We start from the raw sequence: 26,472 nt of genomic DNA on the forward strand, positions 1-26,472 counted from the left end.
CCGGCCCCTTCCCGGCCCGGGACCCGGGCGCGTAGATCCGGGGGGCTCCCCGCCCGGACTGTGCCGCATGCCCGCTCTCCTCCGCCTCGCCCTCGCCGCTCTCCTGAGCCTCCTTCCCGTCGCGGCCCGCGCCGAGGCGCCGATGCGCGGCCATGGCGGTCCCGTGCGGGCGCTCGCCGTGACGGCGGACGGGAGCCGGGCGCTCTCCGGCAGCTTCGATGCCTCGGCGATCCTGTGGTCGGTCGAGGACGGGGCGGCGCTCCGGGTGCTGCGGGTCCATGACGGGGCGGTGAACGCCGTCGCCCTCCTGCCCGATGGCGGGCTCGTCACCGGTGGGGAGGACGGGCGCGTCGCCCTCTGGCGCGAGGGCGTCGCGCCCGAGCGGATCCTCGCGACCCATGCCGGCCCGGTCTCCGGCCTCGCGGTGGCGCCGGATGGGAGCCGGATCGCCTCTTCCTCCTGGGACGGCACCGCCCGGATCACGCCCCTCGACGGCGGTCCCGCGCTGGTGCGGCAGGGCCACCAGGGCAACGTCAACGGCGTCGCGTTCCTGCCCGACGGGCGCCTCGTCACCGCGGGCTACGACGCGACCGTGCGGATCTGGCCCGAGGCTGGTCCCCCGCTCTCGGTGCAACTGGAGGCGCCGGTCAACGCCGTGGCGGCGGCCCCCGACGGCGAGATCGCGGCGGCGGGCGCCGACGGCACCCTGTCCCTGCTGCGGCCGGACGGCACGACCCGCGCGCGCCTCGAGATCGGCCCGCGGCCGGTGGTGGCCCTCGCCCTCTCGCCCGACGGGCGGACGCTCGCCGCCGCGACGGTCGGCGGCGCGGTGGCTGTCGTCGACCGGGCCGGGGCGCGGGTGCGGCTCACCCTGGTCGGGCCCGGCCTGCCGGTCTGGTCGCTGGCTTTCCGCGGCACCGGGGAACTCGTCACCGGCGGCGGCGACCGGCTGGTGCGGCGCTGGGACTTGCGCACCGGCGAGCCGATCGGCCCGCTCGCCATCGCCCGCCCGGCGGACCCGCTGGCGGCCTTCGCCGGCGACCGGGGCGCGGAGGTCTTTCGCGCCTGCGAGGCCTGCCACACCCTGACCCCCGACGGCGGCAACCGGGCCGGGCCGACCCTCCACGGCGTGTTCGGCCGCCGCATCGCGGCTTTGCCGGACTACCCCTATTCCCCGGCCTTCCGGCGGCTCGACATCGTCTGGACGCCCGAGACCGTCTCCCGCCTGTTCGAGGTCGGCCCCGCTCGCTTCACCCCCGGCACCAAGATGCCGGAGCAGACGATCACTGCGGCCGAGGACCGGGCGGCCCTGGTGCGGTTCCTGGAGACGGCGACGCGGTGAGGCTGGCCTGAAAACAAGGGGTGACCGGATGCGCGCGTTGACAGGATACCGCGCGGGCGGGACAGTGGGCCTTGGAGATCGTCATGCTGAGCGTCATCGAAGAGATAACGGGCGACGGTGTCGCCCTCGACGCAGATCATGTACGCGCACGGATCGACGACTGGCGGGCGCGGATCGACGATCTCTATCGCCAGGTCGCCGATTGGTTCCCGCATCTCTGCGTCAGCCGGGGCGACACGACCGTAATGAACGAGGAGATGATGCGCGCATACGGCGTGCCGCCGGTGCGGCTGCCGATCCTGCGCCTTTCCGATGCGGGAGCGGAGGTCGCCGCTTTCGTTCCCGATGGCCTGTGGATCATCGGCGTGAACGGCCGGCTCGATCTGTCCACGCGCAGCGGCCGGTTCCTGATCCTCGATCGGGCGGGGCTCTTCGAGACGCCGCGCTGGACGATCGCTCCCGCCCTGGATCGCCTCGCCGCCGAGCCCCTCTCGCAGGCGGCGCTCGCCACGGCGATGGCGTAGGGAGCCTTCCATGCGGGAACTGGCGGCCATCGCCGCCGTCTACTCGGAGATCGCGAGCAGTCTCACCGCGCAGCTCGCGCAGGCCCGGGAGGCGGCTGACACCGCCCTCATCGATCGCATCGCGCAGAAGCGACGGATCAACGATTCCGCCTATTTCATCCTCGCCTGGGGCCAGCTCGAGGCCGAGATCAACCGGGTCGCGGAACTCGCGGTCCGCACCCGTCGCAGCAGCATCCGCTGGGAGGATCGCCGCGCCTGGGACGCGCATGATCCGGAGAGCATGCGGGCGAAGTTCGAGGACCGGGCGGCGCTCGTGCTCGACCGGCTCAACGTCGCCTCCGACGCCTACCGCCGGACGATCCGTTACTACGGCTGGCGCAACGGTATCGCGCACGGCTCGCAGCTGGCGACCGGGATCGACGTCCCGGTCGTCATCGACGACCTGTACCAGATCGCCGGCGAACTCCGGGCGTGACCCCTCACCCCTCCCGCGCCCGAAAATAATCCTCCGAGGTCCGCGGCCGGTTGGCGTCCGCCGTGTGCGGGTCGAAGCCCTGGTTGAGGACGTGCGAGACCCGGCAGGTATCGCACATCATTAGAGCCTTGATCCGCTGCTCGCCCGCCGGCCCGGCGAACATCCAGTGCCGGTCCTGCAGCCGGCCGATCACCCGCTCGATGGTGCTGCGGGTGCCGAAGGGTTTGCCGCACGCGATGCAATCGAACGGCTCCTCCTCCTTGACGACCCGGCGCGGGGCCGCCCAGGCGGCGAAGTCGAGCTGCGGCACGAGGGCAATCGCGTCCTCCGGGCAGGTCGCGGCGCACAGGCCGCATTGCACGCAGGCGCTCTCGGCGAAGGTCAGGCGCGGCCGGTCGGGATCGTCGGCGAGCGCCCCCGTCGGGCAGGCGCCGACGCAGGCGTGGCAGAGGGTGCAGGCTTCCGCCTTGACGTCGAGGCCGCCGAAGGGCGCGCCGGCATCGAGCGGCACCCGGTCGACCGGGCGCGGCGCGGCGTGGTGCAGCTCCGAGACCGCGAAGCGCAGGACGCCGCGCACCTCGCCGTCTGGCCTGAAGCCCGACGGTACCGGCGCCGGCGTGCCGCGGGCGCCGGTGCTCAGGGCGGTGCCGAGCGCATCCGGATCGTCGGTCTCGATCAGCGAGACGACCGCGCCGCCCTCCGCCGGCCCGTAGCCGAGGGCCTGCGCCACCGCGTCGAATCGGGCGGCGTTGCGGACGAGGGCCGCGATGTCATGTTTGGGCTTGTCCCGGACGAGGAACCGCACCCCGCCCGCGCCATAGGCGAGCGCGGCAGCGATCGCCTCGGGGCCGACCTGCGTCACCTCGTTGACCGGGACCGGCAGCACGTCCGCCGGCAGGCCGTCGCCGAAGCGGGCAAGCGCGTCGATCAGGGGTGCGCCGTGCGCCTCGTCGTGGATCAGCAGCACCGGGGCGGTGCCGCCCGCCTTGTGGAACGCAGCGAGCAGGGTGCGCAGGCGCCGCATCAGCGCGTCGGCCGGCGGCAGGGCGTAGGCCGCGGCCCCGGTCGGGCAGACGGAGGCGCAGGAGCCGCAGCCGGCGCAGACGTGCGGGTCGATGGCGACGTGGTCTCCGGCGGGCGCGATGGCCCCGGTCGGGCAGACGTCGAGGCAGCGGGTGCAGCCGGTGATGCGCGAGCGCGAATGGGCGCAGAGCTCGGCGTGGAAGTCGACGAAGCGGGTCTTGTCGAAGGTGCCGACGAGGTGGGAGGCCTCGAACAGCACCCGCTCCACCGCCGCCGGGTCGCGGGGATCGGCCCGGAGATAGCCGCTGCGCAATTCGTGCGCCGGGAAGAGCGGCGCGCCGCCGGTGAGGTCGACGACGATGTCGCAGGTCGAGGTCGCCCCGTCCCGGGCCGGCCCGAAGGCCAGCACCCGCCGCGACGAGGGCAGCGGCAGGGCGGTGTCGTCGATCGCCAGGCTGAAGGCGCCGAGATGTCCGGTTGCCCCCCGCACGGTGCCCTTCAGCACCGGGATCTCGCCATTGCGCGGCGGCGCCACCTCGCCGGGGCGGGAGAGCAGCACCGTGACGTCTAGGTGGTCGGCGAGGCGCTGCGCGGCCTCGATCGCGACCTCGTCGCGACCGTAGACCAGGGCGACGCCCTGGCTCTCGAAGCTCACGCTCGTCGGGGACGGCACCGGCTCGGCGGCGGCGGCCAGCAGAGCCGCCATCTTCGGTCCCGCGGCCGCAGCCTCCGCCGACCAGCCGGCCGTCTCGCGGATATTGGCGAAGGCGACGCGGTCCTCGGCGCCCATCTCCTCCGCCACCTCGGAAAAGAGCGGCGCCTTGAGGGTGCAGGACACCGTGACCGGCATCTCCGACGCCATCGCGGTCCGCACCCGCTCCAGCTCGCGGCCGCAGAACTGGTCGCCCGTCTGCAACCCGCCGCCGCAGGCCTTGCCGATCGCCGCCGTGTCGAGGGGCATGCTGCCCTCGCAGGAACAGGCGATCACGATCCGATCCGACACCACACGCGTCTCCGACCGGGCGCGCGGCCCGGGCCATGCCGGGCGCCGCCCCCTGGGGCGTCATGCCCCTTGTTCACCGGTCCAGCGCTATATACGAGCCGTTAAAAAGAACGACTCGACACGTGCGCGCAGGCGACGCCATCTCCCTCATGATTCTCGCGGAACCCTCCGGCCTGATGCTGCCGCCCGCCTTCCGGCCCCTGCGTCTGTCAGACCCTGCCGGGACGGCGCACGACCGGGCCTGCGCGCTCGCTGTGGGCGACGAGGAGGCCGCCGGCACCCTGGTGGTCGGGGCCCGGCCCGGTACCGTCGAGGTCGCGGTGGTGCTGGCGCCCGAGGAGCCGCTGGCGACCGCCCGCCTCGTCGGGCTCGTCGGCCTCACGGCGCTCGCCGAGGCGGTGGGCAGCCACGCCCCGCCCGACAAGCCGCTGACTTTGAACGCGGCCGGCACCCTGTTCTTCGACCGTGCCCGCCTCGGCGGTGGGCGCTTGGCCTGGCCTGAAGCGTGTGCCGAGGACGCGGTGCCGGACTGGCTGGTCTTCTCCGCCATGCTGATCGCCTGGAAGCGCGAGGCGGGCGATCCCGGCCACACCCCGGGCTCGACCTCGCTGGAGGAGGAGGGTTTCGAGGCCGGCGCCGACGCGCTGGTCGAGAGCTTCGCCCGCCACCTCCTGCGCGGGCTCTCGCTCTGGGCCGAGGACGGCCCCGCCTCCGCGCTGGCGCGGGCCCGCGATCACCTCGACGGCGATCCCGCCCTGCTCCGCCTCGACGGGACCGGCTGGTACGATCCGGATCGGGGAGGCCCGCGCCTGTGAGCCTCAAGCTCCCCCGCACCCTGCGGCTCGACCCCTCCGACACCCTGGTCTTCCCTGTCGCCGCCCCGCCCGGCGAGTGGGCGGTGACCGGCAGCTTCCTGTTCCTCGAACGCGATCCGGCGGCGCTCGCCGGCAAGGAGCGGGCGGCGTTCCGGGCCGGCTTCCTCGGCATCGAGTCGTTCGGCTTCTCGACCCTGGTGGTGGTGAGCGAGGCGAGCGAGCCCGAGCGCGAGGCCGCGACCGAGGCGCTGGCCGCCCAGTTCCAGGCCCGCCTCGGCGCGCCGGACTTGCTAAGCGCGCTCGCCGCCGCCCGCGAGGAGATCGCGGTGGCCGAATCGCTCTGCGCCCCCCCGGTCGGCACGGTGCTGGCGCTGCACCGCACGCTGGAAGACGGCGGGATCCGCGAGCGCTTCCGGGCCCTGCGCCCGCGGGAGGGGGCGGTGCCGGGATCCGACCGGCGCCACGCCTATGCCCGCGCCTTCGATTTCTACGAGACCGACGAGGAGCCCGAGGAGCGGGTCGACCTCGCCGGGCTCCTCAGCGGAAAACCGTGATGACCGAGTTCTGGGTCTCGAGCGGCCACCACCTCACCCGGCGCGACGCGGGCGGCGGGCTCGTCGTCACCGACGAGTTGCTGCTCGCCTATCTCGCCCGGCCCGAGCTGGTGCCGCCGGACGAGGCCTGCTCGGCGGAGCGGGCGCTCCACGCCGCTTTGCTCGCCGATCCCCGCCGGCCGGTGCCGCCGACCGAGATCGCGGCCCTGGCGGATGCCGACGCGCGCGAGAACTGGGAGATGATCCTGGCCTTCCGCGACCGGCTGCTCGCCGCCCGTAACCTCGAGGCGGCCTATCTCGACCTCGTCCGGCGCGGGAGCGCCGGCACCCCGATCCTGTTCCTCAACCAACTCGTCCACCTGATCCTGCGCAACGCCCTCGACGGCTGCGACGACCCCTTCACCTTGCGCGCCGCCGAGCTGTTCTTCCGCCCGCAGCGGGCCTCCGTGACCGACGGGGCGCTGCTGCTGGCCGATGCCGAGCTGATCGACGAGGCGGAGGGCTCGCGCGGACAATCGCCGCTCGTTGCGATGCTCGGGCGCGAGCCGGTCTCCGAGCTCGACGTCCTGACCACCGACAATGCCTGGACCTACTGGAGCCGGTCGGACGCCTTCAGCATGGCACTCAACCTCGGCTCGGACCCGAGGAGCCGCGAGGGGCTGGCGCGGGCGATCGAGGCCTTCGTGCGTCACCTGCTGGCAGTCGAGGTCGAGGTCGCCCCCCTTCCGGCGATCGAGGATAAGGATTGGCGCTGGTTCGTCGGCCTCGACCAGGAGGGCACGCGGATCGGCAACGCCCTGTGGCGCGGCGAGGCTGTCGAGCCCGCCGCTTCCGAGCGGGTGATCGCCCTGTTCAGGCTCCGCATCCTCGATTCCGGCCGGGCCGATCCGCGCGTCGGCGACCGGCCGGTCTACCTGCTGCTGGCCATGACGCCCGACCGGCTGGTGACGATGAAGCCGCAGAACCTGATCGCGGGCCTTCCCGTTATCCATTCGGGAGAAGCCTGATGAGCACGCAGCTGATCTCCGTCGGGGTCGTCGTCGCCAAGCGCCGGCTGAAGGGCCCGTGGGCGAGCCATGCCTGGCTGCCGGTCGCCGTGCTGCCGGGTCTGCCCGGCACCGCGCCCTGGACCCGCCTCTCGGCCTCCGAGGACGAGGAGACCTTCTATGCCGGTGCCTACGAGATCGAGCTGCACCCGGCGGAGACCGCGCATTACGGCGACAACCTCGCGGCGGCACAGCCCTCGCTCTGGGTCGCCTTGCGCGAGACGGCACCTGAGACCTACGCCGTCGCGACCGTGACCGCCGACCCCTACGAGGGCGAGTCGCTGGCCGAGGGCATCGGCGAGATCGTCGAGGCGGTACCGATGCCGCCGGAGATCCAGGCCGAGGTCGGGGCGTTCTACCGGGCGTTCCACGTCGAGCGAGTCTTTCACAAGCGCAAGCGCGACCGGGCCGATCCGGAGGCCCTGGCGCGCCAGGGAGCCCATCAGGGAGCCGGCGGGCGCCGCCGCCCGGAGGAGCCGTGAGCGACGGCTTCCTCGCCCGCTGGTCGCGGCGCAAGCGCGACGAGGCGCGCCGGCCGGCGGAGGCCGCGCCCGAGATCGTGCCGATCGAGCCCGCTTCCGTCCCGCCCGGGGAGGAGCCCGGTCTCACGCCCGACGAACTGGCGCAGCTTCCCTCCCTCAACGCGCTGACCGCCGCGACCGACCTGACGCCGTTCCTGCGCGCCGGCGTGCCGCGGGCCCTGCGCAACGCGGCGCTCCGCCGGATGTGGTCGGTCGATCCGGCGATCCGCGACTTCGTCAGCGAGGCGCGGGAATACGCCTACGACTGGAACACGCCGGGCGGGGTGCCGGGCACCGGGGGCCTGATCTCCGCCGAGGAGGTGCGGGCGGTGGTGGAGCGGGTGTTCGGGGGTGGGGAGGAGGCGAAAGCTCCGGATACCACCGACCATGACGAGTTAAGCGCCAGCAGCCCCCCTCTCCCGTGTGGGAGAGGGGTTGGGGGTGAGGGTGGCGCGCTTCAGTGTGAGGCTGAGAGCGTCGTGCTGGCAGCGGAGAATCTGGAGTTTGATCCTGCACCGTCGCCACCCTCACCCCTACCCCTCTCCCACACGGGAGAGGGGATCCCGCGTCTTTCACTTGACGATCGCGAACCGGTAGCGGAGCCCGAGCCACCCCCCTCCCCGCCCCGCCTGCGACGTCATGGCGGGGCGATACCGATTTGAAGCGTTAGAAAGTAGAATTGTGCGCCATGGATTCCCCGGTATGGTGCCGGCCACGGGGCGCCGCATCCTCCAAATGAAGGAGGAAACCGAGCGTCGGCAGCCCCCGGTGATGACGCCGCGTTGCGCGAGGTGATGGTGAACCAGGGCCCCGGTCCGACCGACGAGATCGACGCTCTGCGCGCCCAGGAATACGACCTCCTGGCGGCCCTGCTCGGCCGCGCGCCGGCGCCGGACCTGCTCGCCGGCCTGCAAGGGCTCGACGGCGACGCCTCGCCGCTCGGCCAGGCCCACGCCGCCCTTGGCCGCGCCGCCCGCGAGGCCGACCCGCGTGCCGTCGGGCGCGACTACTTCGCGCTGTTCGTCGGCGTTGGGCGCGGGCTGATCATGCCCTACGCCTCCTACTACCTCACCGGCTTCCTCAACGAGCGGCCGCTGGCCCGGGTGCGCCAGGACCTCGCCGCGCTCGGGCTGGAGCGGGATCCGGGCTCGAGCGAGCCGGAGGACCATGCCGCCACCCTGCTCGAGGTGATGGCGACTCTGGCGGGGCGGCGCCTGCCGGCGGAGCCGGATGCCGATCATCGCTTCTTCGAGCGGCATCTGAAACCGTGGATCGGGCGTTTCTTTACCGACGTTGCGGCGCAGGCCGCCACGCCGTTCTACCGGGCCGTCGGCGAACTCGGCGAGGTGTTCACGACGGTCGAGGCCGAGGCCTTCGCCATCGAGGCGTAAGTCCCTCGGCGGCGTGAGGACCGGGATCCGGATATATAAGGGAGGGCCGCGATGCGGCAGGACGACGACACGAAGAAGGACGGCCTCGGACGGCGGCAATTCTTCCGCGCGCTCGGCGGCGGCACCGCCGCGGCGGCGGCCGCGGTCGCCTCCGTGCCGCTGACGCCCACCGAGGCGAAGGCCTACGACCCTGGCACTGCCGAGACCCGGTCGCGCTACCGCGAGACCGACCACGTCAAGGCCTTCTATCGCACCAACGGCTACGAGACGCTGAAGAAGTGAGACCGGCATGCTGACCAAGCGCAGGAACGGCGTGGCGGGCCGCGGCAGCCACCAGGCCCTCGCCGCGGGCCTGACCGCCCACACCCTCGACCGCCGCGGCTTCCTGCGGAAATCGGGGCTGGCCGCCGGCGGGCTGGCCGTGCTCGGCACGGTGCGGCTCGGCGCGGTGCGCCCGGCCCAGGCCGCCGGCTCGTCCGCCGATCCGGCCCAGGCCGTGATCCGCAAGAACGTCTGCACCCACTGCTCGGTCGGCTGCACGGTGACGGCCGAGGTCGTCAACGGCGTCTGGGTCGGCCAGGAGCCGTCCTGGGCGAGCCCGATCAACCGCGGGGCGCATTGCGCCAAGGGTGCGGCGATCCGCGAGCTCGTCCACAGCGACCGCCGCCTGCGCTACCCGATGAAGATCGTGAACGGCGAGTGGCAGCGGGTCTCCTGGGATCAGGCGATCACCGAGATCACCGACAAGCTCCAGGCGATCCGCAACAAGAACGGTGCCGATTCGGTCTACTGGCTCGGCTCGGCCAAGTTCACGAATGAAGCCTCGTACCTGTTCCGCAAGTTCGCGGCCTATTGGGGCACCAACAACGTCGACCACCAGGCCCGCATCTGCCACTCGACCACGGTAGCGGGCGTCGCCAACACCTGGGGCTACGGCGCCCAGACCAACTCCTACAACGACATCCGCAACGCCAAGACGATGATCATCCTCGGCGGCAACCCCGCCGAGGCGCACCCGATCTCCATGCAGCACGTGCTGTCGGGCAAGGAGATCAACCGCGCCAACATGATCGTCATCGATCCGCGCTTCACCCGGACCGCCGCCCACGCGACCGAGTACGTCCGCATCCGCTCCGGCACCGACATCCCGGTGATCTGGGGCATCCTCTGGCACGTCTTCCAGAACGGCTGGGAGGACAAGGCCTTCATCGAGAGCCGCGTCTACGCGATGGACGACGTCCGCAAGGAAGTCGCCAAGTGGACGCCCGACGAGGTCGAGCGGGTGTCGGGCGTGCCGGGCGAGCAGCTGAAGCGCGTCGCCGAGCTCTTCGCCAAGGAGAAGCCCGCGACGCTGATCTGGTGCATGGGCGCGACCCAGCACACGGTCGGCACCGCCAACGTGCGGGCGCTCTGCATCCTGTGCCTCGCCACCGGCAACGTCGGCAAGCCCGGCACCGGCGCCAACATCTTCCGCGGCCATACCAACGTCCAGGGCGCGACCGATCTCGGCCTCGATGTGACGACGCTGCCGCTCTATTACGGCCTCGTCGAGGGCGGCTGGAAGCACTGGGCCCGGGTCTGGGAGGTCGAGTACGACTGGCTGCAGTCGCGCTTCGACGAGGTGCCCGCCAGCGCCGGCCGCAAGGCCCGCTCGCGCAAGGAGAACATGGAGACCCCCGGTCTCACCTCGACCCGGTGGTTCGACGCGGTGAGCCTGCCGGCCGACCAGGTCGACCAGCGCACGCCCTTGAAGGCCATGATGGTGTTCGGCCACGGCGGCAACACCGTGACCCGGATGCCCGAGGCGGTGAAGGGCATGGCCGAGCTGGAGCTGCTTGTCGTCGCCGACCCGCACCCGACCACCTTCGCGGCGATGGATGCGCGCCGGGACAACACCTACCTCCTGCCGATCTGCACCTCGCTCGAGATGGACGGGTCGCGCACGGCCTCGAACCGCTCGCTGCAATGGGGCGAGCAGGTCGTAAAGCCGGCCTTCGAGTCGAAGAACGACTACGAGGTCATCTACCGGATGGCCCAGAAGCTCGGCTTCGCCGACTCGCTGTTCAAGAACATCAAGGTCGTGGACGGCGTGCCGTCGGCCGAGGACCTGTTGCGGGAGATCAACCGCGGCGGCTGGTCGACCGGCTATTGCGGGCAAAGCCCCGAGCGCCTCAAGGCGCACATGAAGAACCAGCACAAGTTCGACCTCGTCACCCTGCGGGCGCCGAAGGACGATCCGGAGGTCGGCGGCGACTATTACGGGTTGCCGTGGCCGTGCTGGGGCAAGCCGGAGCTGAAGCATCCGGGCACCCACATCCTCTACAACACGTCGCTCCACGTGAAAGAGGGCGGCAGCACCTTCCGGGCGCGGTTCGGCACCGAGCGCAACGGGCAGACGCTGCTGGCGGAGGATTCCTTCACCAAGGATTCCGACCTCACCGACGGCTACCCGGAATTCACCTTCGGGGTGTTCCGCAAGCTCGGCTGGGACAAGGACCTGACGGCGGACGAGCTCGCGACGATCCAGCGGATCGGCGGCAACAACCCGGACGCGGTCAGCTGGGCCACCGACCTGTCGGGTGGCATCCAGCGGGTCTGCCTCGATCACGGCGTGATCCCGTTCGGCAACGGCAAGGCCCGGGCCAATGCCTGGAACCTGCCCGACCCGGTGCCGGTCCACCGCGAGCCGATCTACTCGCCCCGTCCCGACCTCGTCGCCAAGTACCCGACGCGGCCCGACGAGCGGCAGTTCCGCATGCCGAATGTCGGCTTCTCGGTGCAGAAGGCGGCGGTCGACCGCGGCATCGCCAAGCAGTTCCCGATCATCCTGTCCTCGGGCCGCCTCGTCGAATACGAGGGCGGCGGCGAGGAGACCCGCTCGAATCCCTGGCTCGCCGAGCTGCAGCAGGACATGTTCGTCGAGGTCAACACCCAGGACGCCGCCGAGCGCGGCATCAAGGACGGCCAGTTCGTCTGGGTCTACGGCCCGGAGAACGCCGCGAAGGCCAAGGTGAAGGCCCTCGTCACCGACCGCGTCGCCAAGGGCGTGGCCTGGGCGCCGTTCCACTTCTCGGGCTGGTTCCAGGGGCGTGACATGCGCGACTTCTACCCGAAGGGCGCCGACCCGGTGGTGCTCGGCGAGAGCGTCAACACCGTCACCACCTACGGCTTCGATCCCGTGACGGGCATGCAGGAGACCAAGGTGACCCTCTGTCAGATCAGCGCGGCGTAAGGGGGATCCTCATGGCCAGAATGAAGTTCCTCTGCGACGCGGACCGCTGCATCGAGTGCAACGCCTGCGTCACCGCCTGCAAGAACGAGCATGAGGTGCCGTGGGGCATTAACCGTCGCCGGGTCATCACCCTCAACGACGGCAAGCCCGGCGAGCGCTCGGTCTCGATGGCCTGCATGCACTGCACTGACGCGCCCTGCGCGGCGGTGTGCCCGGTGAACTGCTTCTACACCACGGCGGACGCCGTCGTGCTGCACTCCAAGGACCTGTGCATCGGCTGCGGCTACTGCTTCTACGCCTGCCCGTTCGGCGCGCCGCAATATCCGCGGGTCGGGAATTTCGGCTCCCGCGGCAAGATGGACAAGTGCACCTACTGCTCGGGTGGTCCGGAGGTCGACCTCTCGGTCGCCGAGTACGAGAAGTACGGCTCGAACCGCCTGGCCGAGGGAAAGCTGCCGCTCTGCGCCGAGATGTGCTCGACCAAGTCGCTGCTTGCCGGCGACGGCGAGATGATCGCCCAGATCTACAAGGAGCGGGTGATCAAGCGCGGCTACGGCTCGGGCGCGTGGGGCTGGAAGACGGCCTACCGCGAGACGATCGCGATCTGAGGAGAGTGCCGATGCGCAGGCTGACCTCCATCGCCCTCGTGGCGGCGACCCTGATGCTGGCGGGCCCCGCCGGCGCCCAGGTGCGCGCGCCGGACGGCGCCCCGAACCCGACCGCCTCTTCGGTCAATGAGGAGATGCTGTTCAAGCAGGACCCGAAGATCCACGGCCGGATCTCGATCCCGAACCCGACCGCCGCCAACCTGATCCAGCCTCAAGGGCGGGAATGGCGCGAGTTCCGCGAATCCTGGCTGCCGTGGATCGGCGCGCTCGCCGTGCTCGGCATGATCGCCGCGCTCGGCCTGTTCTATTTCACCCGCGGGCGCATCCGCCTCGAGCACAGCGAGGAGTCGGGGCGCAAGATCCTGCGCTTCAACAGCTTCGAGCGCTTCTCGCACTGGATGACGGCGACCTGCTTCATCATCCTGTCGCTGTCGGGCCTCAACTACATCTTCGGCAAGCGGCTGCTGATGCCGCTGATCGGACCGGAAGCGTTCGCCACGCTCGCCCAATACGGCAAGTACGCCCACATCTACCTCGCCTGGCCGTTCATGCTCGGCGTGCTGTTCATGCTGGTGCTGTGGATCAAGGACAACATCCCGGGAAAGATCGACTGGATCTGGCTCAAGCAGGGCGGCGGCCTCCTCGGCGACGCCCATCCGAGCGCCGGCCGCTTCAATGCCGGCCAGAAGATGGTGTTCTGGATGGTGGTCGGCTTCGGCTTCGCCATGGGCGCCACCGGCCTGATGATGATCTTCCCGTTCGCCTTCACCGACATCAACGGGATGCAGATCATGCAGGTGATCCACTCGCTGATCGGCGTGGTGTTCATCGCCGGCATCCTGGCCCACATCTATATCGGCTCGCTCGGCATGGAGGGCGCCTACGACGCGATGGGCAGCGGCGAGGTCGATCTCGCCTGGGCCAAGGTCCACCACGACCTATGGGTCAAGGAGCAGCAGGCCAAGACCGCGAGCGGGCCGCAGCTCGGCCGTGGTCAGGTTCCGGCGGAATAGTCGAGAGGCGGAGACAGCGATGAAAGCCTTCCTGATCGCCGTCGTGGCGGCGGTGGTCCTGGCGAGTGCGGCGAGCTTCCTGCTCGCCGAGAACCAGCGCTTCGCCTACCAGGCCTTCGCCACCTCCGGCGCCCGGGTCTCGGATCCGGGCACCAACCTCGTCGGCCCGCGTTGGACCGGCGACATCAAGGAGCCCGGGCAGGGAAGCCACAAGCCTGCCGGGCACAAGGCGGAGGCGGGGTCGTGAGCCGCACCAGCATCATCCTCGCCGCCGCCGGCCTCGCCGTCTCGGTGGGCGCCGTGCAGGCCGCCGGGCAGCCGGCGAACCTGTGCCAGGAACTCGTCGCCTTCGTGCATCCGAAGGCGCCGGACGCCCCGGCGTCCGCACCGGCCCAGCCGGCCCCCGCTGCCGTCCAGGCCCCCGACAAGGGCGCGGCGCAGCTGCCGAACAGCGGCGCCGGCGAGACGCAGCAGAAATCGGGCCTGAGCGGCCCGGTGGCGCAGACCGGACCCGGCGCGTCGGGGCCGCAGGGACAGGCGCAAGCCCAGTCCCAGGCCGCCCCCGCGCCGAGCGGCGCGCCGGCGCAGAAGGGGCCGAGCCCGGAGCAGGTGGCGCAGGTCGACGCGGCGGCCGGGGCCAACGACATCCAGGCCTGCCGCGCCGCCGCGCGGGCGATGCGCAAGGCGGGCGTAGTGATGCCGGCACCGCTGCTGGCCTTGTCGGCGCTCGATCCGAAGTTCTTTGCGCAGCAGTGAAGCCGCAGCGAACTGTTTCACTCGCTCTTCGGCGGTTCTCACACCCACAGGGTCATTCCGGGGCCGCGGAGCGGAGCCCGGAATCCAGAACCGCGGAGGGTCCAGGATCAAGCGGAGACTGTTCCGCTTCCTTCTCCGTGACCTGAGTGTCTGGATTCCGGGCTCCGCTTCGCGGCCCCGGAATGACGCGGAGGTTGGCAGTACTGTCGGGCGAACGAAGCACGTTCACGATATCAGACGGCCAGCGGATTATTCCCAGCGCAATGGTGCAGACGGTCGTCAGACCGCAAACCCCGTCTCGTCTACTCTGCCGCCGCCCGCTCCTCGTCCTCTCCCAGGAAACCCCCGGATTGCCGCGCCCACAGGCGCGCATAGAGCCCCCCGGACTTCACGAGGTCGGCGTGCCGCCCCTCCTCGACGATCCGGCCGCGATCCAGCACCACCAGCCGGTCGAGGGCGGCGATGGTCGAGAGGCGGTGGGCGATGGCGAGTACGGTCTTGCCCTGCATCAGCCGGTCGAGGGAGCTCTGGATCGCCGCCTCGACCTCCGAATCGAGGGCGGAGGTCGCCTCGTCGAGGATCAGGATCGGCGCGTCCTTCAGGATCACCCGCGCGATGGCGATGCGCTGGCGCTGGCCGCCCGACAGCTTGACGCCGCGCTCGCCGACCTGGGCGTCGTAGCCGCCGCGGCCCTTGTGGTCGGTCAGCTCGCGGATAAAGGCGTCGGCGTGGGCGGCACGCGCCGCCGCCACGATCTCGGCCTCGGTCGCGTCCTCGCGGCCATACGCGATGTTGTCGCGGATCGAGCGGTGCAGGAGCGAAGTGTCCTGCGTCACCACGGCGATCTGGCGGCGCAGGGAGGCCTGAGTCACCTCCGCGATGTCCTGCCCGTCGATCAGGATGCGCCCGCCTTCGAGGTCGTGCAGACGCAAGAGCAGCGAGGTCAGGGTGGTCTTGCCCGCCCCGCTCGGGCCCACCAGCCCGACCTTCTCGCCCGGCGCGATCCGCAAGCTCAGGTCCTCGATGATTCCGGCGTCCTCCCGGCCGTAATGGAAGCTCACGCCCTCGAACGCCACTGCGCCGCCCGTCACCGCGAGGTCGCGGGATCCCGGCCGGTCGGTGAGCGCATGGGGTAAGGCGATGGTCTGCATGCTCTCCTGCACCACGCCGATATGCTCGAACAGCCCGCGCACGGTCTGCATCACCCAGCCCGACATCGCGATCAGCCGCAGCACCAGGGCGAGACCCGCCGCACCCTCGCCCGTCGTCATCTGCCCGCGCGACCACAGGGCCAGCACCACCCCGGCGGTGGCGACGATGAGGCCGCTATTGAGGAGCGAGAGCGTGCCGGTGACCGCGGTGACGAGGCGGAACGAGTGCAGGTAGGCGTCGGTGTGGTCGATCGTGGCGCTGCGCACCGCCGAGCGCTCCTCGCGGTCGCGGGCGAACAGCTTGACGGTCAGGATGTTGGTGTAGCTGTCGACGATGCGCCCGATGAGGACCGAGCGGGTGTCGGCGACCTTGAGCGAGCGCACCCGGGCGCGCGGCACGAAGTAGGTGGTCAGCCCCGCATAGGCGAGGATCCACACGACGACCGGCAGCATCAGCCACAGGCTGATCGAGCCGAACAAGCTGACCGCCGTGACGGCGAAGATCGCCACGTAGAGCAGCGTGTCGATGACCACGATGGCGAGCTCGCGCACCGCCACCCCGACCTGCGTCACCCGGTTGGCGAGCCGCCCGGCGAAGTCGGCCTGGAAGTACGACAGGGCGTGGCCCAGCGTGTAGAGATGGGTGCGCCAGCGGATGAGCCCGGTGGTCTGCGGCACCACGAGCTGGTTCGAGATCGCCTCGTGCAGCCAGGCGAGGACCGGGCGCACCACCAGGATCAGGGCGGCGGCCAGCATCAGCCCGATGCCGTGGTCGCGCCACAGGGTCTCGGGCCCGGACCGGGCCAGGATGTCCACGAACCAGCCCATCAGCAGGTAGAGCGATGCCTCGACGCTGCCGGCGGCGAGCGCGACGCAAAACAGCACCGCGAGCGGCCCCCGCACCGGCCGCAGGTAGAACCAGGCGAAGCCCGCCACCGTGTCGGGCGGGCGCCTCGCCTCCTCGAAGGGGGTGAAGGGATCGATGCGGCGCTCGAGCCAGTCGAGGAACATGCGGGCTCCGGGGTGATGGGCTCTCAGCTATGCGGCGGTGGGATCCCGCCAACCGGGGGGCGATGCCGCAGGCCCGAGACCGGCGTATGACGGGGCATCGCCCTGATGCTTCCGGACCCATGCTGCGCCTCGCCCTCTACCAGCCCGACATCCCGCAGAATACCGGCACGATGCTGCGGCTGGCCGCCTGCCTCGGCGTCGCCGTCGAGATCATCGAGCCGGCGGGGTTCGACGTCTCGGACCGGCACCTGCGCCGCTCCGGCCTCGACTATCTCGACCACGTCGCGATCACCCGTCACCGCTCCTACGCCGCCTTCGACGTCTGGCGCTGGCAGGCCGGGATCCGGCTGGTGCTGGCCACCACCCGCGGATCCGTGCCCTACACGGCGCACGCCTTCCGGGACGGCGATTGCCTGATGGTCGGGCGCGAATCGGCCGGGGTGCCCGACGCCGTCCACGCCGATGCCGAGGCCCGGGTGGCGATCCCGATGCGGGAGGGGATGCGCTCGCTCAACGTGGCGGTGGCGGCCGGGATGATTCTCGGCGAGGGACTGCGCCAGCTCGGCGCCGTCTGAAGGCCTCGACTGCCTGGCATCTTGGCCCGCGCCCGCCGGTATGGGATGAGAAGGCCATGACCGACGCCGCTCCCGACATCGCCGCGCTCAAGACCGAGGCGACCACCTGGTTCTCCACCCTGCGCGACCGGATCTGCGCCGCCCTCGAGCGGCTGGAGGAGGAGGCGACCGGGCCGTTCGATCCCGAAGCCGGCGGGCCGGGCCGGTTCGAGCGCACGCCGTGGGAGCGCCGGGACCATTCCGGCGCGCCGGGCGGCGGCGGCACCATGGCGATGCTGCGCGGCCGGGTGTTCGAGAAGTGCGGCGTCCATGTCTCGGCGGTGCACGGCGAGTTCGCCCCCGAATTCCGCGGCCAGATCCCGGGGGCGGCGGAGGATCCGCGCTTCTTCGCCACCGGCATCTCGCTGATCGCCCATCCGTGGAACCCGCACGTGCCGACCGTGCACATGAACACCCGCTTCGTCGTGACGACGAAGACGTGGTTCGGCGGCGGGGCCGATCTGACGCCTCTCCTCGACCGCCGCCGCACGCAGACCGATCCGGACACGATCGCCTTTCACGCCGCCTTCGAGGCGGCCTGCGGCAAGCACCCTGCCGCGGATTACGCCCGCTACAAGGCCTGGTGCGACGAGTATTTCCACCTCAAGCACCGCAACGAGCCGCGCGGCATCGGCGGCATCTTCTACGACTACCACTGGACCGGCGATCCGGCCGCCGACCTGGCGCTGACCCGCGAGGTCGGCGACGCCTTCCTCGGGGTCTATCCGGAGATCGTGCGGCGCAACGTCGAGACGCCCTGGACCGAGGCCGACCGCCACGAGCAGCAGGTGCGCCGCGGCCGCTACGTCGAGTTCAACCTGCTCTACGACCGCGGCACGATCTTCGGCCTGAAGACCGGCGGCAACGTCGCGTCGATCCTGTCCTCGATGCCGCCGACGGTGCGCTGGCCGTGACCGCACGATGAGGGCCGACGAAGACCTGAACACCTGTCCGGCCGCGGCGGCCGGTTTCACGGGCGTTCTTACCACCCTCAGCGTCATCCCGGGGCTCGGCGAAGCCGAGAGCCCGGGATCCATTACCGCTGATGCTCCAGGACCTGGCGGATCGCGTTCCGCTTCGTCCTCAAGCGTCGGCGGTGATGGATCCCGGGTTCCGCTGCGCGGCCTCGGGATGGCGCGGAGGGTGGAACACGCGTCGGCGGGTCGCCCGATCGACCCCGCCGCTTCGCCTCGCCGCTGATCCAGGCCACGCTGGTGAAACCCCTCCCCAACCTCGCCGCCGTCATCCTCTGGATGGCCGGCGCCCTGCTCTCCTTCTCGGCCACCGCCGTCGCCGTGCGCGAGGTGGCGCCGGCCCTCGGGCTGTTCGACATCCTGGCGGCCCGGGCGGGGGCCGGGGTGGCGATCGTCGGCCTGGTCGCGCTCATGCGCCGCCGGCCGCTCGCCCCACGGCGGCTGCACCTGCACCTCGCCCGCAACCTCGTCCATTGGGGCGGCAACTACGCCTGGTCGCTGGGCGTCACGATGCTGCCGCTGGCCGTCGTCTTCGCCCTCGAATTCACCACGCCGGCCTGGGTCACGCTGCTCGCCGTCCTGATCCTGCGCGAGCGGCTGACCGCGAGCCGGGTCGCCGCAGTGGCCCTCGGCTTCCTCGGCGTGCTGGTGGTCCTCCGGCCGGGCGTCGCGGCGTTGCAGCCGGCGAGCCTGGTGGTGCTCGGCGCCGCCATCCTGTTCGCTCTGACCGCGGTCGCCACCAAGGCGCTGACCCGGACCGAGAGCGTGCTGTCGATCCTGTTCTGGATGAACTTGATCCAATTACCCCTTAACCTCGTGGCCGGACGGATCTTTCCGGCGGTGCCGGCCCAGGCCTTCGAGGGGCGGCACGGGCTGGCGCTGGCGATGCTGTGCATCGCCGGGCTCACCTCGCATTGGTGCCTGACCAGCGCCTATCGCCGCGGCGACGCCATCCTGGTCATGCCCCTCGACTTCCTGCGCATCCCGCTGATCGCGCTCTTGGGCTGGCGCCTCTACGGCGAGCCCCTCGATCCGTGGCTGTTCGTCGGCGCCGGGCTGATCGTCGGCGGCATCGTCTGGAACCTCGCGGCAGAGGCGCGGCGACGGGACCCGTCCGTCCAGCCCGAGGGGGCTTGACCAATCGGCGCCCTGGCGCGTTGATCGGCGCCATGCTGCTGACCTTCTTCACCGAGCTGCGCGCCGCCAAGGTCCCGGTCTCGCTGCGCGAGTACCTGACCCTGCTGGACGCCCTCGACCGCGACCTCGCCGACCGGCGGGTGGAGGATTTTTATTACCTCTCCCGCACCGCCCTGGTGAAGGACGAGCGCAACCTCGACAAGTTCGACCGGGTGTTCGGGCGCGTCTTCAAGGGCGTGGTCACCCTCGGTGAGGCGGTGGAGCCGCAAGCCATCCCCGAGGAGTGGCTGCGCAAGCTGGCGGAAAAGTACCTCACCGAGGAGGAGCGGGCGCAGATCCAGGCGCTCGGCTGGGACAAGCTGTTCGAGACCCTGAAGCAGCGGCTGGCCGAGCAGAAGGGGCGCCACCAGGGCGGCTCGAAATGGATCGGGACGGGCGGGACCTCGCCCTTCGGCGCCTACGGCGCCAACCCGGAGGGCATCCGCATCGGCCAGGACGGCAACCGCAACTTCCGGGCGGTGAAGGTCTGGGACCAGCGCACCTTCAAGGACCTCGACGATTCGGCGGAGCTGGGCTCGCGCACCATCCGGCTCGCGCTCCGGCGCCTGCGCCGCTTCGCCCGCACCGGGGCGGCGGAGGAACTCGACCTCGACGGCACGATCCGCGAGACCGCTCGCCACGGCATGCTGGATCTCCGCCTGCGGCCGGAACGGCGCAACGCCGTCAAGGTGCTGCTGTTCCTGGATGTCGGCGGCTCGATGGACTGGCACGTCGAGCTGGCCGAGCAGCTCTTCTCCGCGGCCCGCTCGGAGTTCAAGCACTTCGAGCACTTCTACTTCCACAACTGCCTCTACGAAAAGGTGTGGAAGGAGAACCGTCGGCGCCACACGGAAGCGACGCCGCTCCTCGACGTGATCCGCACCTACCCGTCCGATTACCGGGTGGTCTTCGTCGGCGACGCGGCGATGTCGCCCTACGAGATCGCGATGGCGGGTGGCTCGGTCGAGCACTGGAACGAGGAGTCCGGGCGGGTCTGGCTCGAGCGGGTGCTGGCCCATTTCCCGAAGGTGGCCTGGCTCAACCCCGTGCCGCAGGCGCAGTGGGGCTACTCGCAGTCGAACGCGATGATCCGGCAGATCTTTTCCGACCGGATGTACCCGCTGACGCTGGAGGGGATCGACCAGGCGACGCGGGCGCTGCTGCGCTGACCGTTCACGTCCCCTGCACGATCACCCCGTACCAGCCCAGGCCCCGGTAGGTCTCGTAGCCGGGCGTGCGGTGGTAGGCGACGAGGCCCCGGCCGCCCGTCGTCGGCACGACGCCGCTCTCCGGGCCGGCAAGGTCGATGCCCAGCCGCTCGGTGAGGAGGCCGGCGCCGTCGCTCGCGGCGATCACCCTGTGCGCGGCATCCACGAGCAGCACCCGCGTGCGGGCGCGGTCCTCGGGCGTGACCCGCACGCCCTGGACGATCGCGCGGGCCTGCGGCTCCCAGTCGAAATGGATCGCCAGCACGCCGAGAGGCTGGCCCGCGGCCTCGCCGTCCCGGCGCACGCTGGCGCAGTAGGTCGCCACTTGAGCGCCGCCGAGGCGGCTCTCCGTCCGGATGTCGGCCGCGCTGTACGCGTCGCCCGAGGCGAGCGCGGTGGCTTGCCGGAACCAGGGCTCCTGCGCCACGCTCGTGCCGCGCAGGCCCGGGAAACGGTCGGGCCGGCCGGTAGCGAGGATGCGCCCGTCGAGGTCGCACAGCCAGAGATCGAGATAGACCGTGTAGGCCGACAGGATCACGCCGAGCCGCTTCTCGGCGAAGGCCGCCGTAGCAGGGTTGTGTTCCGCCGCGCAGGCCACGACGGCGGCATCGGTCGCCCACCAGCGCACGTCGCAGGTCCGCTCGTAGAGATTGCGGTCGATCAGCTCCACCGCGTTGAGGGCGAGGTCGATCAGGCGCTCGCCCTGCGCCCGGGTCACCAGCCGGGAGACCTGCTCCTGCAGCCCGACGATGCGCCCGTCGACATCGGCCTCCAGCTCCCGGGCGAGGCCGGCGATCGCCTCGCCGACGGCTCCGACCTCGTTGGCCACGACCGTGAAGCCGCGCCCGTGCTCGCCGACCCGGCTGCTCTCGATGCGGGCGTTCAAGGCCAGCATCTTCACCTGGCTGGTGATCTGGCGGATGCGCTGCGTCTTGTCGTGCGCGGCCTGGCGCAGGGTCATCGCCGCGGCGGCGATGTCCGACAGGGCGCAGCCCGTCTCGGCCTGCTCGTTGCCCATGCGTCCATTGCCCATGCGTCGGGCCAAGTTCGTCACGTCGCGCCTCCCGATCCGGGCTCCGGTCCCGGATGTCGGTCGCGATCTTCGAACAACGATGCTTAAGAAAGTACGTGGCTGACGCGGTCTAGGCTGCTTGCCGGATCAGTCCCGCGCGGGTTGTCGTCCTGCGGGCGGGACTTGTGTCGGGCTTGCGCGCCGTCCGGCTCCGGTCGAGGCGCTCCGTTCCTCTGCGGAATGAAGGGTGTCGGCCGCCCCCGGCACCTCAGCCCTGGCGGGCCGGGGTGGTGACGGTGAGACCGTCGAGCTCGGGCTTGAGGCGGATCTGGCACGACAGGCGGGAGCTCGGCCGCACATCCGAGGCGAAGTCGAGCATGTCCTGCTCCATCGGCTCCGCCGGGCCGACGGCCTCCGCCCATTCCTCGCCGACATAGACGTGGCAGGTCGCGCAGGCGCAGGCGCCGCCGCATTCCGCGTCGATGCCCGGCACGTTGTTGCGGATCGCGGTCTCCATCACGGTCGATCCGGCCTCGCCCTTCACGGTGCGGGGCGTGCCGGCGGCATCGACGTAGGTGATCTGGACCATCTGGGACTCCGGAAGCCTCGAGCGCGGCCGCGGATCGGACGTAACGACGCGGCGCGGTCTGATTGGCGGCTGCCGCCCCGGAATGCAAGCGCGCCGTGCGTCGCGCGGCACACGCGCCGCAGCGGGGCGGGCTGCTCGGCGCCTCAGGCCGCGGCCGGAGGCTTTCAGAGCAGCGCCAGGGTCTCGCGCACGGCCTGTCCCAGCGCCGACCCTACGTCGCGCGCTGTTTCCGCATCGTTGTCCCGCAGAGCCGATTCGAGCCGCCCGGCGAGGGCCGCCACCCGGGCGGCGCCGACCCCGAGGGCCGAGCCCTTGAGGGCGTGGGCGAGGTCCGCCCGGGACTCGGGCGCCAGGTCCGGATCGGTCAGTCCGGGGATCAGCCGGTCGCATTGGCCGGCGAACAGCCCCAGCACCTCGCGGGCGAGGTCGGCGTCGCCGAAGGTCTGGCGGTCGAGGTGCTCGCGGTCGAGGAGCGGCTCCATCCGGGGTCTCACGCTGGCCCGGTTCGGGCGGGAAGGGTGCGGACCAAATTCCTCAAGCCTGGACCGGACGCAAGGTCACGGACCCCGCGCGGCTGTGGGCGACAGAGGTTCCGGCGGATCCGGTGGAAGTCTGTCCACAGCGTGCTCACCCTCCGTTCCCACCCGCCCTCCCGCCGGCAAAGCCGAGATTCTGCGGCAGGATAGCGGCTTCCGCCGCGGCGCGCCGGACACATGGTAACCATTCCGTTAAGCTTTTTGGGAGGGTTGGCGCGGTCCGGGTATCCGGCTGGTACTCCTTGCGTCTAAGGTTCTCGTGGTAAACCGCTGAGATCGCGTCGGCTGGCGGCACGGCGCGGGTTTCGCGGAATCTCGGGGATGATGCGGCGCGGCGGCCTCAACGGGCCGCCCGGCGGCGTTCACGGCGTAACGGGGCGTTCGATGGCGACGGAAAAGAAGCTCAAGGATCCGGCGGAAGCGGCGCTGTCGGCGATTGAGCAGGCCCTTAACCTGGACCATCCGGCGGGGCTGGATTCCCGCTCGCCCGACACCCGCGCGATGGACGCCGATGGGGCCCGCCTCGAGCCCCGCCTGCCCGACGTGCACGATTCCGATCCGCTCTCCGATCCCCTGTCGGGCTCGCTGGGCAATGCCGGCGCCGCCCGCGAGCCCGGTTTCGACGGCAGTCCCCTGCCCGCCTCCCGTGACGGCCGCCGCGAGGGCGGGCTCCTGCCGCCCGACCGCTCCCTCGTCGCCAACGACGACCGCCGCAGCGTCGGAGCCCTGCAGCAGACCCTACGCATCGAGCCGTCGCGCGCGCCCTACCTCGTCGCGAGCGTCGCCGCCCTCGCCTGGCTCGCCGGCTTCACCGCGCTGGCCTGGAGCCAGTCCGGCGGCGACCTGCGCGGCTTCGCCGCCGGGCTCAGCGGCCTCCAGGGCGCGGTGGGTGCGGCCGCCGTGCTCGCCCCGGTGATGCTGTTCTTCATCGCCGCGATGCTGGCGGTGCGGGCCCAGGAGATGCGCCACGTCGCCCGCGCGGTCGGCGAGGTCGCGATCCGCCTCGCCGAGCCCGAGGGCTTCTCGACCGACGCGGTCCTGACCATGTCGCAGGCGGTCCGCCGCGAGGTCGCGGCGGTCGGCGACGGCGTCGAGCGGGCGCTCGCCCGGGCCGGCGAGCTTGAGACCCTGGTGCGCGGCGAGATCTCGACCCTGGAGCGCGCCTACTCGGACAACGAGATCCGCATCCGCTCCCTCGTCGAGGAGCTGGTGGCGCAGCGCGAATCCATCGTCGCCAATGCCGAGCGGGTGCGCGGCGCGATCCAGGGCTCGCACCAGAACCTGACCCAGGAGCTCGACACCGCGGCCGAGCGGATCGTGACGGCTGTCGACGGTGCCGGCGAGCGGGTCACCGCGGCACTCGGCGTTCGCGGCGAGGCGATCACGGCGGCGATCGGCGATCGCGGCGACGCGGTCACCGCCGCCCTCGCCGCCACCGGCGACCGGGTGGTTGAGGCCGTGGCCGGCCGCGGCGACGATCTCGTCCAGCGCCTGATGGCCACCAGCGAAGGCGTGAAGACCGATCTCGGCAGCGTCGGCGAGTCTCTCAGCCGCGCGCTCGAGACGCGGGCGGTCGAGGTCACGGAGGCGTTCGAGCGCACCGGCGGCCTCCTCACCCGCACGCTGGCGGAGAATGCCGGCACCGTCGCCCGCACCCTGGCGGAGACCGGGGCCGAGGTGATCGAGGCCCTCAACCGCGAGGGCGCCCAGGTGCGCGACACCTTCGAGCGCTCGGCGCAGGGGCTGGAGGAGCGCTTCCTCGCCCGCGGCGGCGACCTCACCGAGCGCTTCGCCGAGACCGGCAGCGCCATCACCGAGCGCTTCGCCGCCTCGGGCAGCGCCATCGCGGCCCACATCTCCGACCGCGGCATCGCTTTGCGCGAGGAGATCGAGCAGGCCGGCAACGGCGTGGCGGTCGCGATCGAGGCGCGGGCGGCCGCCGCCGAGGCCGGGCTCGCCCGCGCCAGCGACGGGGTCATCACGGCCTTCGGCGACCGCGCCACGAAGGTGCGCGACGACCTCTCGACCCTCGTCGAGGATGCGGCGCAGGCGCTGGGCGTGCGCGGCGCCGACCTCGCGTCCCGCCTGGAGGAGACGATCGGGCGCGTCGAGGAGGTGCTGGTCGGCCATGGCGGCAGCCTCGAGCGCAGCCTGGACCAGACCGGCGAGCGCGTCGCCGCCCTGGTGGCCGAGCGGACGGGCGAGGCCGAGGACCGGATCGGCCAGGCGCTGGCCGGCCTCGGCCTCGCCTTCGAGACCCGCAGCCGCGACCTCGCCGACGGTCTCGACCAGCGCACCCGGGAGACGCAGGCCGCGCTCGCCCTGGCTGCCGACACGCTCCAGGGCGGCTTCGAGGCCCGCACCGCCGATGCCGGCGACGCCCTGCGCCGCACCGCGGACGAGATCGGCGCCGATCTCGACGCCCGCGCCGCCGCCCTGGCCGAGCGCTTCCGCGCCGCCGCCGAGGCCGCGACCGGCCATGTCGGCGAGCAGACCGAGGAGGCCGCGACCGCCTTCGCCCGCGCTGCCGACGAGGCCGGCCGCACCCTGGCGACCCGCACCCAGTCCCTCGACGAGTCCCTGCGCGGCACGATCGATCACCTGACCCGCCAGGCCGAGGACGTCTCCGCCGCCCTCGCCCTCGCCGCCGAGAGCGCCACCGGCGCCCTCGACACCCGCACCGCGGCCGCCGCCGCCGCTTTCGTGGTCGCTGCCGAGGAGGCCGGCCGCCTGATCGGCGAGCGCACCGAAACCGCCGACGCTTCCTTACGCACCGCGCTCGCCGGCCTCGCCGAGCGGGCCGAGGCCGCCGCCGCTGCCCTCACCGCCTCCGCCGACACCGTCGGCGACGCGCTCCAGGGCCGCTCGACGGAGGCCGCCGAGATCATGCGCCGCACCGCCGAGCAAGTGACGGGTGCGCTCGGCACACGCACGGTGGAAGTCGCGCACATCTTCCGGCGCACGCTGGAGACCACCGGCGCCGAGCTGGATGCCCGTAGCCAGGCCGCGGCCGAGCTGTTCCGGCAGGCGACGACGGCGACGACGGGCGAGCTGGGCGCGCGGGCGGAAGAGGCCGCCGAGGTGCTGCGCCGCGCCACCGAGACGGCGACGGGTGCGGTCGGTGCGCGCACGGCGGAGAGCGTCGAGGCGTTCCGGCAGGGTGCCGAGGAGGCGTCGGGGGTGCTGCAGGTGCGTCTGGCCGAGGCCGCGTCATCCTTCGCCCGTGTGGCGGAGGAAGCGGCCGCCCTGATCGGGACGCGGGCGGGCGAGGCCGACACGGCGCTGCACGGCGCGGTGGTCGGACTGGCGGGCCGGGCCGAGGAAGCGGCGCTCGCGATCGGGCTTGCGGCCGAGACGGCGACCGGCGCCCTCGACGCGCGGACGCTCGCGACCACCACCGCCTTCGCTCGCGCCGCCGAGGAGGCCGGCCGCCTCGTCACCGAGCGAGCCGCTGCCGCCGACGAAACCCTGCGGGGTGCGGTCGAGGGCCTGGCCGAGCGGGCGGACGAGGTCGCCTCGGCGATCGCCGCTGCCGCCGAGCAGGCGACCGGGCATTTCGACGCGCGCACCCTGGCGGCGGCCTCAGCCTTCGCCCGCGCCGCCGAGGAAGCCGGCCGCCTCGTGGCCGAGCGCACCGAGACGACCGACGCCACCCTGCGCAATGCCGTCGAGCATCTGACGCGTCAGGCCGAGGACGTGTCCGCGGCCCTGGCTCTCGCCGCCGAGAGCGCCACCGGCGCCCTCGACACCCGCACCGCGACGGCCGCCGCTGCCTTCGTCGCCGCTGCGGAAGAGGCCGGTCGCCTGATCGGCGAGCGGACCGAGACCGCCGACGCTTCCCTGCGCACCGCGCTCGCCGGCCTCGCCGAGCGAGCCGAGGCCGCCGCCGCCGCCCTCA

At 72.0% G+C, this 26,472-nt stretch carries 24 protein-coding genes and 1 pseudogene; 20 read left to right on the forward strand and 5 right to left on the reverse strand.

The window, feature by feature from the left end:
* Positions 1-67 precede the first annotated feature (67 nt).
* From ABZT49_RS25025 to ABZT49_RS25035, 3 genes are all read left to right on the forward strand, one after another.
* Positions 68-1,342, forward strand: a complete 1,275-nt coding sequence (locus ABZT49_RS25025; protein ID WP_355290004.1) for a c-type cytochrome — start codon at positions 68-70, stop codon at positions 1,340-1,342.
* 83 nt (positions 1,343-1,425) lie between these two features.
* Positions 1,426-1,866, forward strand: a complete 441-nt coding sequence (locus ABZT49_RS25030) for a hypothetical protein (RefSeq protein ID WP_355290005.1) — start codon at positions 1,426-1,428, stop codon at positions 1,864-1,866.
* Between the two features lie 10 nt (positions 1,867-1,876).
* Positions 1,877-2,341 carry a hypothetical protein gene (locus ABZT49_RS25035; RefSeq protein ID WP_355290007.1) on the forward strand — a complete coding sequence of 155 codons (465 nt, stop codon included), beginning with the start codon at positions 1,877-1,879 and terminating at the stop codon, positions 2,339-2,341.
* A gap of 4 nt (positions 2,342-2,345) precedes the next feature.
* Here ABZT49_RS25035 and ABZT49_RS25040 read toward each other — a convergent pair whose 3' ends face one another.
* Positions 2,346-4,325, reverse strand: coding sequence for a 4Fe-4S binding protein (locus ABZT49_RS25040; RefSeq protein ID WP_355290042.1), 1,980 nt, complete (start codon positions 4,323-4,325; stop codon positions 2,346-2,348).
* Between the two features lie 191 nt (positions 4,326-4,516).
* Between ABZT49_RS25040 and ABZT49_RS25045 the strand changes: the two genes are divergently transcribed.
* The 12 genes from ABZT49_RS25045 (at position 4,517) to ABZT49_RS25100 (ending at position 14,303) form a co-directional block, all read left to right on the forward strand.
* Positions 4,517-5,182 carry a biotin/lipoate--protein ligase family protein gene (locus ABZT49_RS25045; RefSeq protein ID WP_355290009.1) on the forward strand — a complete coding sequence of 222 codons (666 nt, stop codon included), beginning with the start codon at positions 4,517-4,519 and terminating at the stop codon, positions 5,180-5,182.
* On the forward strand, positions 5,179-5,736 hold the full coding sequence (locus tag ABZT49_RS25050; RefSeq protein WP_355290011.1) for a DUF6505 family protein: 558 nt from the start codon (positions 5,179-5,181) through the stop codon (positions 5,734-5,736). The genes ABZT49_RS25045 and ABZT49_RS25050 overlap by 4 nt, the downstream gene beginning before the upstream one ends.
* Positions 5,736-6,743 carry a DUF6352 family protein gene (locus ABZT49_RS25055; RefSeq protein ID WP_355290013.1) on the forward strand — a complete coding sequence of 336 codons (1,008 nt, stop codon included), beginning with the start codon at positions 5,736-5,738 and terminating at the stop codon, positions 6,741-6,743. Before ABZT49_RS25050 ends, ABZT49_RS25055 begins: the two co-directional genes overlap by 1 nt.
* Positions 6,743-7,264: a DUF3305 domain-containing protein gene (locus tag ABZT49_RS25060; RefSeq protein WP_355290015.1), complete on the forward strand. Its 522-nt coding sequence runs from the start codon at positions 6,743-6,745 to the stop codon at positions 7,262-7,264. Before ABZT49_RS25055 ends, ABZT49_RS25060 begins: the two co-directional genes overlap by 1 nt.
* Complete coding sequence (locus tag ABZT49_RS25065) at positions 7,261-7,965, forward strand: DUF3306 domain-containing protein (protein WP_355290017.1); 705 nt, start codon at positions 7,261-7,263, stop codon at positions 7,963-7,965. Before ABZT49_RS25060 ends, ABZT49_RS25065 begins: the two co-directional genes overlap by 4 nt.
* Positions 7,966-8,085: 120 nt before the next feature.
* On the forward strand, positions 8,086-8,694 hold the full coding sequence (locus ABZT49_RS25070) for a molecular chaperone (protein WP_407943566.1): 609 nt from the start codon (positions 8,086-8,088) through the stop codon (positions 8,692-8,694).
* Between the two features lie 51 nt (positions 8,695-8,745).
* Positions 8,746-8,976, forward strand: coding sequence for a formate dehydrogenase (locus tag ABZT49_RS25075; protein ID WP_355290019.1), 231 nt, complete (start codon positions 8,746-8,748; stop codon positions 8,974-8,976).
* A gap of 7 nt (positions 8,977-8,983) precedes the next feature.
* Complete coding sequence (locus ABZT49_RS25080) at positions 8,984-11,926, forward strand: formate dehydrogenase subunit alpha (RefSeq protein WP_355290021.1); 2,943 nt, start codon at positions 8,984-8,986, stop codon at positions 11,924-11,926.
* A gap of 11 nt (positions 11,927-11,937) precedes the next feature.
* The gene (gene fdh3B / locus ABZT49_RS25085) at positions 11,938-12,534 is read left to right on the forward strand and encodes a formate dehydrogenase FDH3 subunit beta (RefSeq protein WP_048442646.1); all 597 of its coding nucleotides are present in this window, start codon (positions 11,938-11,940) and stop codon (positions 12,532-12,534) included.
* Positions 12,535-12,545: 11 nt separating this feature from the next.
* Positions 12,546-13,547, forward strand: coding sequence for a formate dehydrogenase subunit gamma (locus ABZT49_RS25090; RefSeq protein ID WP_355290023.1), 1,002 nt, complete (start codon positions 12,546-12,548; stop codon positions 13,545-13,547).
* Positions 13,548-13,566: 19 nt separating this feature from the next.
* A complete protein-coding gene (locus tag ABZT49_RS25095) occupies positions 13,567-13,794 on the forward strand; it encodes a hypothetical protein (protein ID WP_355290024.1) in 228 nt (75 codons plus the stop codon).
* Entirely contained in the window at positions 13,791-14,303 is a 513-nt protein-coding gene (locus tag ABZT49_RS25100; RefSeq protein WP_355290026.1) for a hypothetical protein, read from the forward strand. The genes ABZT49_RS25095 and ABZT49_RS25100 overlap by 4 nt, the downstream gene beginning before the upstream one ends.
* A gap of 302 nt (positions 14,304-14,605) precedes the next feature.
* Here ABZT49_RS25100 and ABZT49_RS25105 read toward each other — a convergent pair whose 3' ends face one another.
* Complete coding sequence (locus ABZT49_RS25105) at positions 14,606-16,465, reverse strand: ABC transporter ATP-binding protein (protein WP_355290028.1); 1,860 nt, start codon at positions 16,463-16,465, stop codon at positions 14,606-14,608.
* Between the two features lie 119 nt (positions 16,466-16,584).
* On the opposite strand from ABZT49_RS25105, the gene ABZT49_RS25110 reads away from it, so the two are divergent.
* From ABZT49_RS25110 to ABZT49_RS25125, 4 genes are all read left to right on the forward strand, one after another.
* Complete coding sequence (locus ABZT49_RS25110; protein ID WP_355290030.1) at positions 16,585-17,040, forward strand: tRNA (cytidine(34)-2'-O)-methyltransferase; 456 nt, start codon at positions 16,585-16,587, stop codon at positions 17,038-17,040.
* Between the two features lie 56 nt (positions 17,041-17,096).
* Positions 17,097-17,993 (forward strand): oxygen-dependent coproporphyrinogen oxidase, encoded by an 897-nt coding sequence (hemF, locus tag ABZT49_RS25115; protein ID WP_355290032.1) that lies wholly within the window; start codon positions 17,097-17,099, stop codon positions 17,991-17,993.
* Between the two features lie 300 nt (positions 17,994-18,293).
* Positions 18,294-19,190: a DMT family transporter gene (locus tag ABZT49_RS25120; RefSeq protein ID WP_355290034.1), complete on the forward strand. Its 897-nt coding sequence runs from the start codon at positions 18,294-18,296 to the stop codon at positions 19,188-19,190.
* 32 nt (positions 19,191-19,222) lie between these two features.
* Entirely contained in the window at positions 19,223-20,398 is a 1,176-nt protein-coding gene (locus tag ABZT49_RS25125) for a VWA domain-containing protein (RefSeq protein WP_355290036.1), read from the forward strand.
* A 4-nt stretch (positions 20,399-20,402) separates the two neighbouring features.
* Here the strand turns inward: ABZT49_RS25125 and ABZT49_RS25130 are convergent, their stop codons facing one another.
* The 3 genes from ABZT49_RS25130 to ABZT49_RS25140 form a co-directional block, all read right to left on the reverse strand.
* On the reverse strand, positions 20,403-21,470 hold the full coding sequence (locus ABZT49_RS25130) for a methyl-accepting chemotaxis protein (protein WP_407943567.1): 1,068 nt from the start codon (positions 21,468-21,470) through the stop codon (positions 20,403-20,405).
* 247 nt (positions 21,471-21,717) lie between these two features.
* On the reverse strand, positions 21,718-22,038 hold the full coding sequence (locus tag ABZT49_RS25135) for a 2Fe-2S iron-sulfur cluster-binding protein (protein ID WP_355290038.1): 321 nt from the start codon (positions 22,036-22,038) through the stop codon (positions 21,718-21,720).
* Between the two features lie 164 nt (positions 22,039-22,202).
* Positions 22,203-22,520: an Hpt domain-containing protein gene (locus ABZT49_RS25140; protein ID WP_355290040.1), complete on the reverse strand. Its 318-nt coding sequence runs from the start codon at positions 22,518-22,520 to the stop codon at positions 22,203-22,205.
* Between the two features lie 438 nt (positions 22,521-22,958).
* On the opposite strand from ABZT49_RS25140, the pseudogene ABZT49_RS25145 reads away from it, so the two are divergent.
* Positions 22,959-26,472: pseudogene (locus ABZT49_RS25145) on the forward strand (hypothetical protein); the annotation flags it as partial.

Origin of the sequence: Methylobacterium sp. EM32 (assembly GCF_040593685.1) — a bacterium.
Taxonomy (GTDB): domain Bacteria; phylum Pseudomonadota; class Alphaproteobacteria; order Rhizobiales; family Beijerinckiaceae; genus Methylobacterium.

Coding starts and splice junctions, on each gene's coding strand:
- fdh3B (WP_048442646.1), top strand. CDS start 11,938: ATGGCCAGAATGAAGTTCCTCTGCGACGCGGACCGCTGCATCGAGTGC.
- ABZT49_RS25080 (WP_355290021.1), top strand. CDS start 8,984: ATGCTGACCAAGCGCAGGAACGGCGTGGCGGGCCGCGGCAGCCACCAG.
- ABZT49_RS25035 (WP_355290007.1), top strand. CDS start 1,877: ATGCGGGAACTGGCGGCCATCGCCGCCGTCTACTCGGAGATCGCGAGC.
- ABZT49_RS25045 (WP_355290009.1), top strand. CDS start 4,517: ATGATTCTCGCGGAACCCTCCGGCCTGATGCTGCCGCCCGCCTTCCGG.
- ABZT49_RS25105 (WP_355290028.1), bottom strand. CDS start 16,465: ATGTTCCTCGACTGGCTCGAGCGCCGCATCGATCCCTTCACCCCCTTC.
- ABZT49_RS25030 (WP_355290005.1), top strand. CDS start 1,426: ATGCTGAGCGTCATCGAAGAGATAACGGGCGACGGTGTCGCCCTCGAC.
- ABZT49_RS25055 (WP_355290013.1), top strand. CDS start 5,736: ATGACCGAGTTCTGGGTCTCGAGCGGCCACCACCTCACCCGGCGCGAC.
- ABZT49_RS25140 (WP_355290040.1), bottom strand. CDS start 22,520: ATGGAGCCGCTCCTCGACCGCGAGCACCTCGACCGCCAGACCTTCGGC.
- ABZT49_RS25090 (WP_355290023.1), top strand. CDS start 12,546: ATGCGCAGGCTGACCTCCATCGCCCTCGTGGCGGCGACCCTGATGCTG.
- ABZT49_RS25130 (WP_407943567.1), bottom strand. CDS start 21,470: ATGGGCAATGGACGCATGGGCAACGAGCAGGCCGAGACGGGCTGCGCC.
- hemF (WP_355290032.1), top strand. CDS start 17,097: ATGACCGACGCCGCTCCCGACATCGCCGCGCTCAAGACCGAGGCGACC.
- ABZT49_RS25040 (WP_355290042.1), bottom strand. CDS start 4,325: ATGCCCCTCGACACGGCGGCGATCGGCAAGGCCTGCGGCGGCGGGTTG.
- ABZT49_RS25075 (WP_355290019.1), top strand. CDS start 8,746: ATGCGGCAGGACGACGACACGAAGAAGGACGGCCTCGGACGGCGGCAA.
- ABZT49_RS25025 (WP_355290004.1), top strand. CDS start 68: ATGCCCGCTCTCCTCCGCCTCGCCCTCGCCGCTCTCCTGAGCCTCCTT.
- ABZT49_RS25135 (WP_355290038.1), bottom strand. CDS start 22,038: ATGGTCCAGATCACCTACGTCGATGCCGCCGGCACGCCCCGCACCGTG.
- ABZT49_RS25110 (WP_355290030.1), top strand. CDS start 16,585: ATGCTGCGCCTCGCCCTCTACCAGCCCGACATCCCGCAGAATACCGGC.
- ABZT49_RS25060 (WP_355290015.1), top strand. CDS start 6,743: ATGAGCACGCAGCTGATCTCCGTCGGGGTCGTCGTCGCCAAGCGCCGG.
- ABZT49_RS25125 (WP_355290036.1), top strand. CDS start 19,223: ATGCTGCTGACCTTCTTCACCGAGCTGCGCGCCGCCAAGGTCCCGGTC.
- ABZT49_RS25095 (WP_355290024.1), top strand. CDS start 13,567: ATGAAAGCCTTCCTGATCGCCGTCGTGGCGGCGGTGGTCCTGGCGAGT.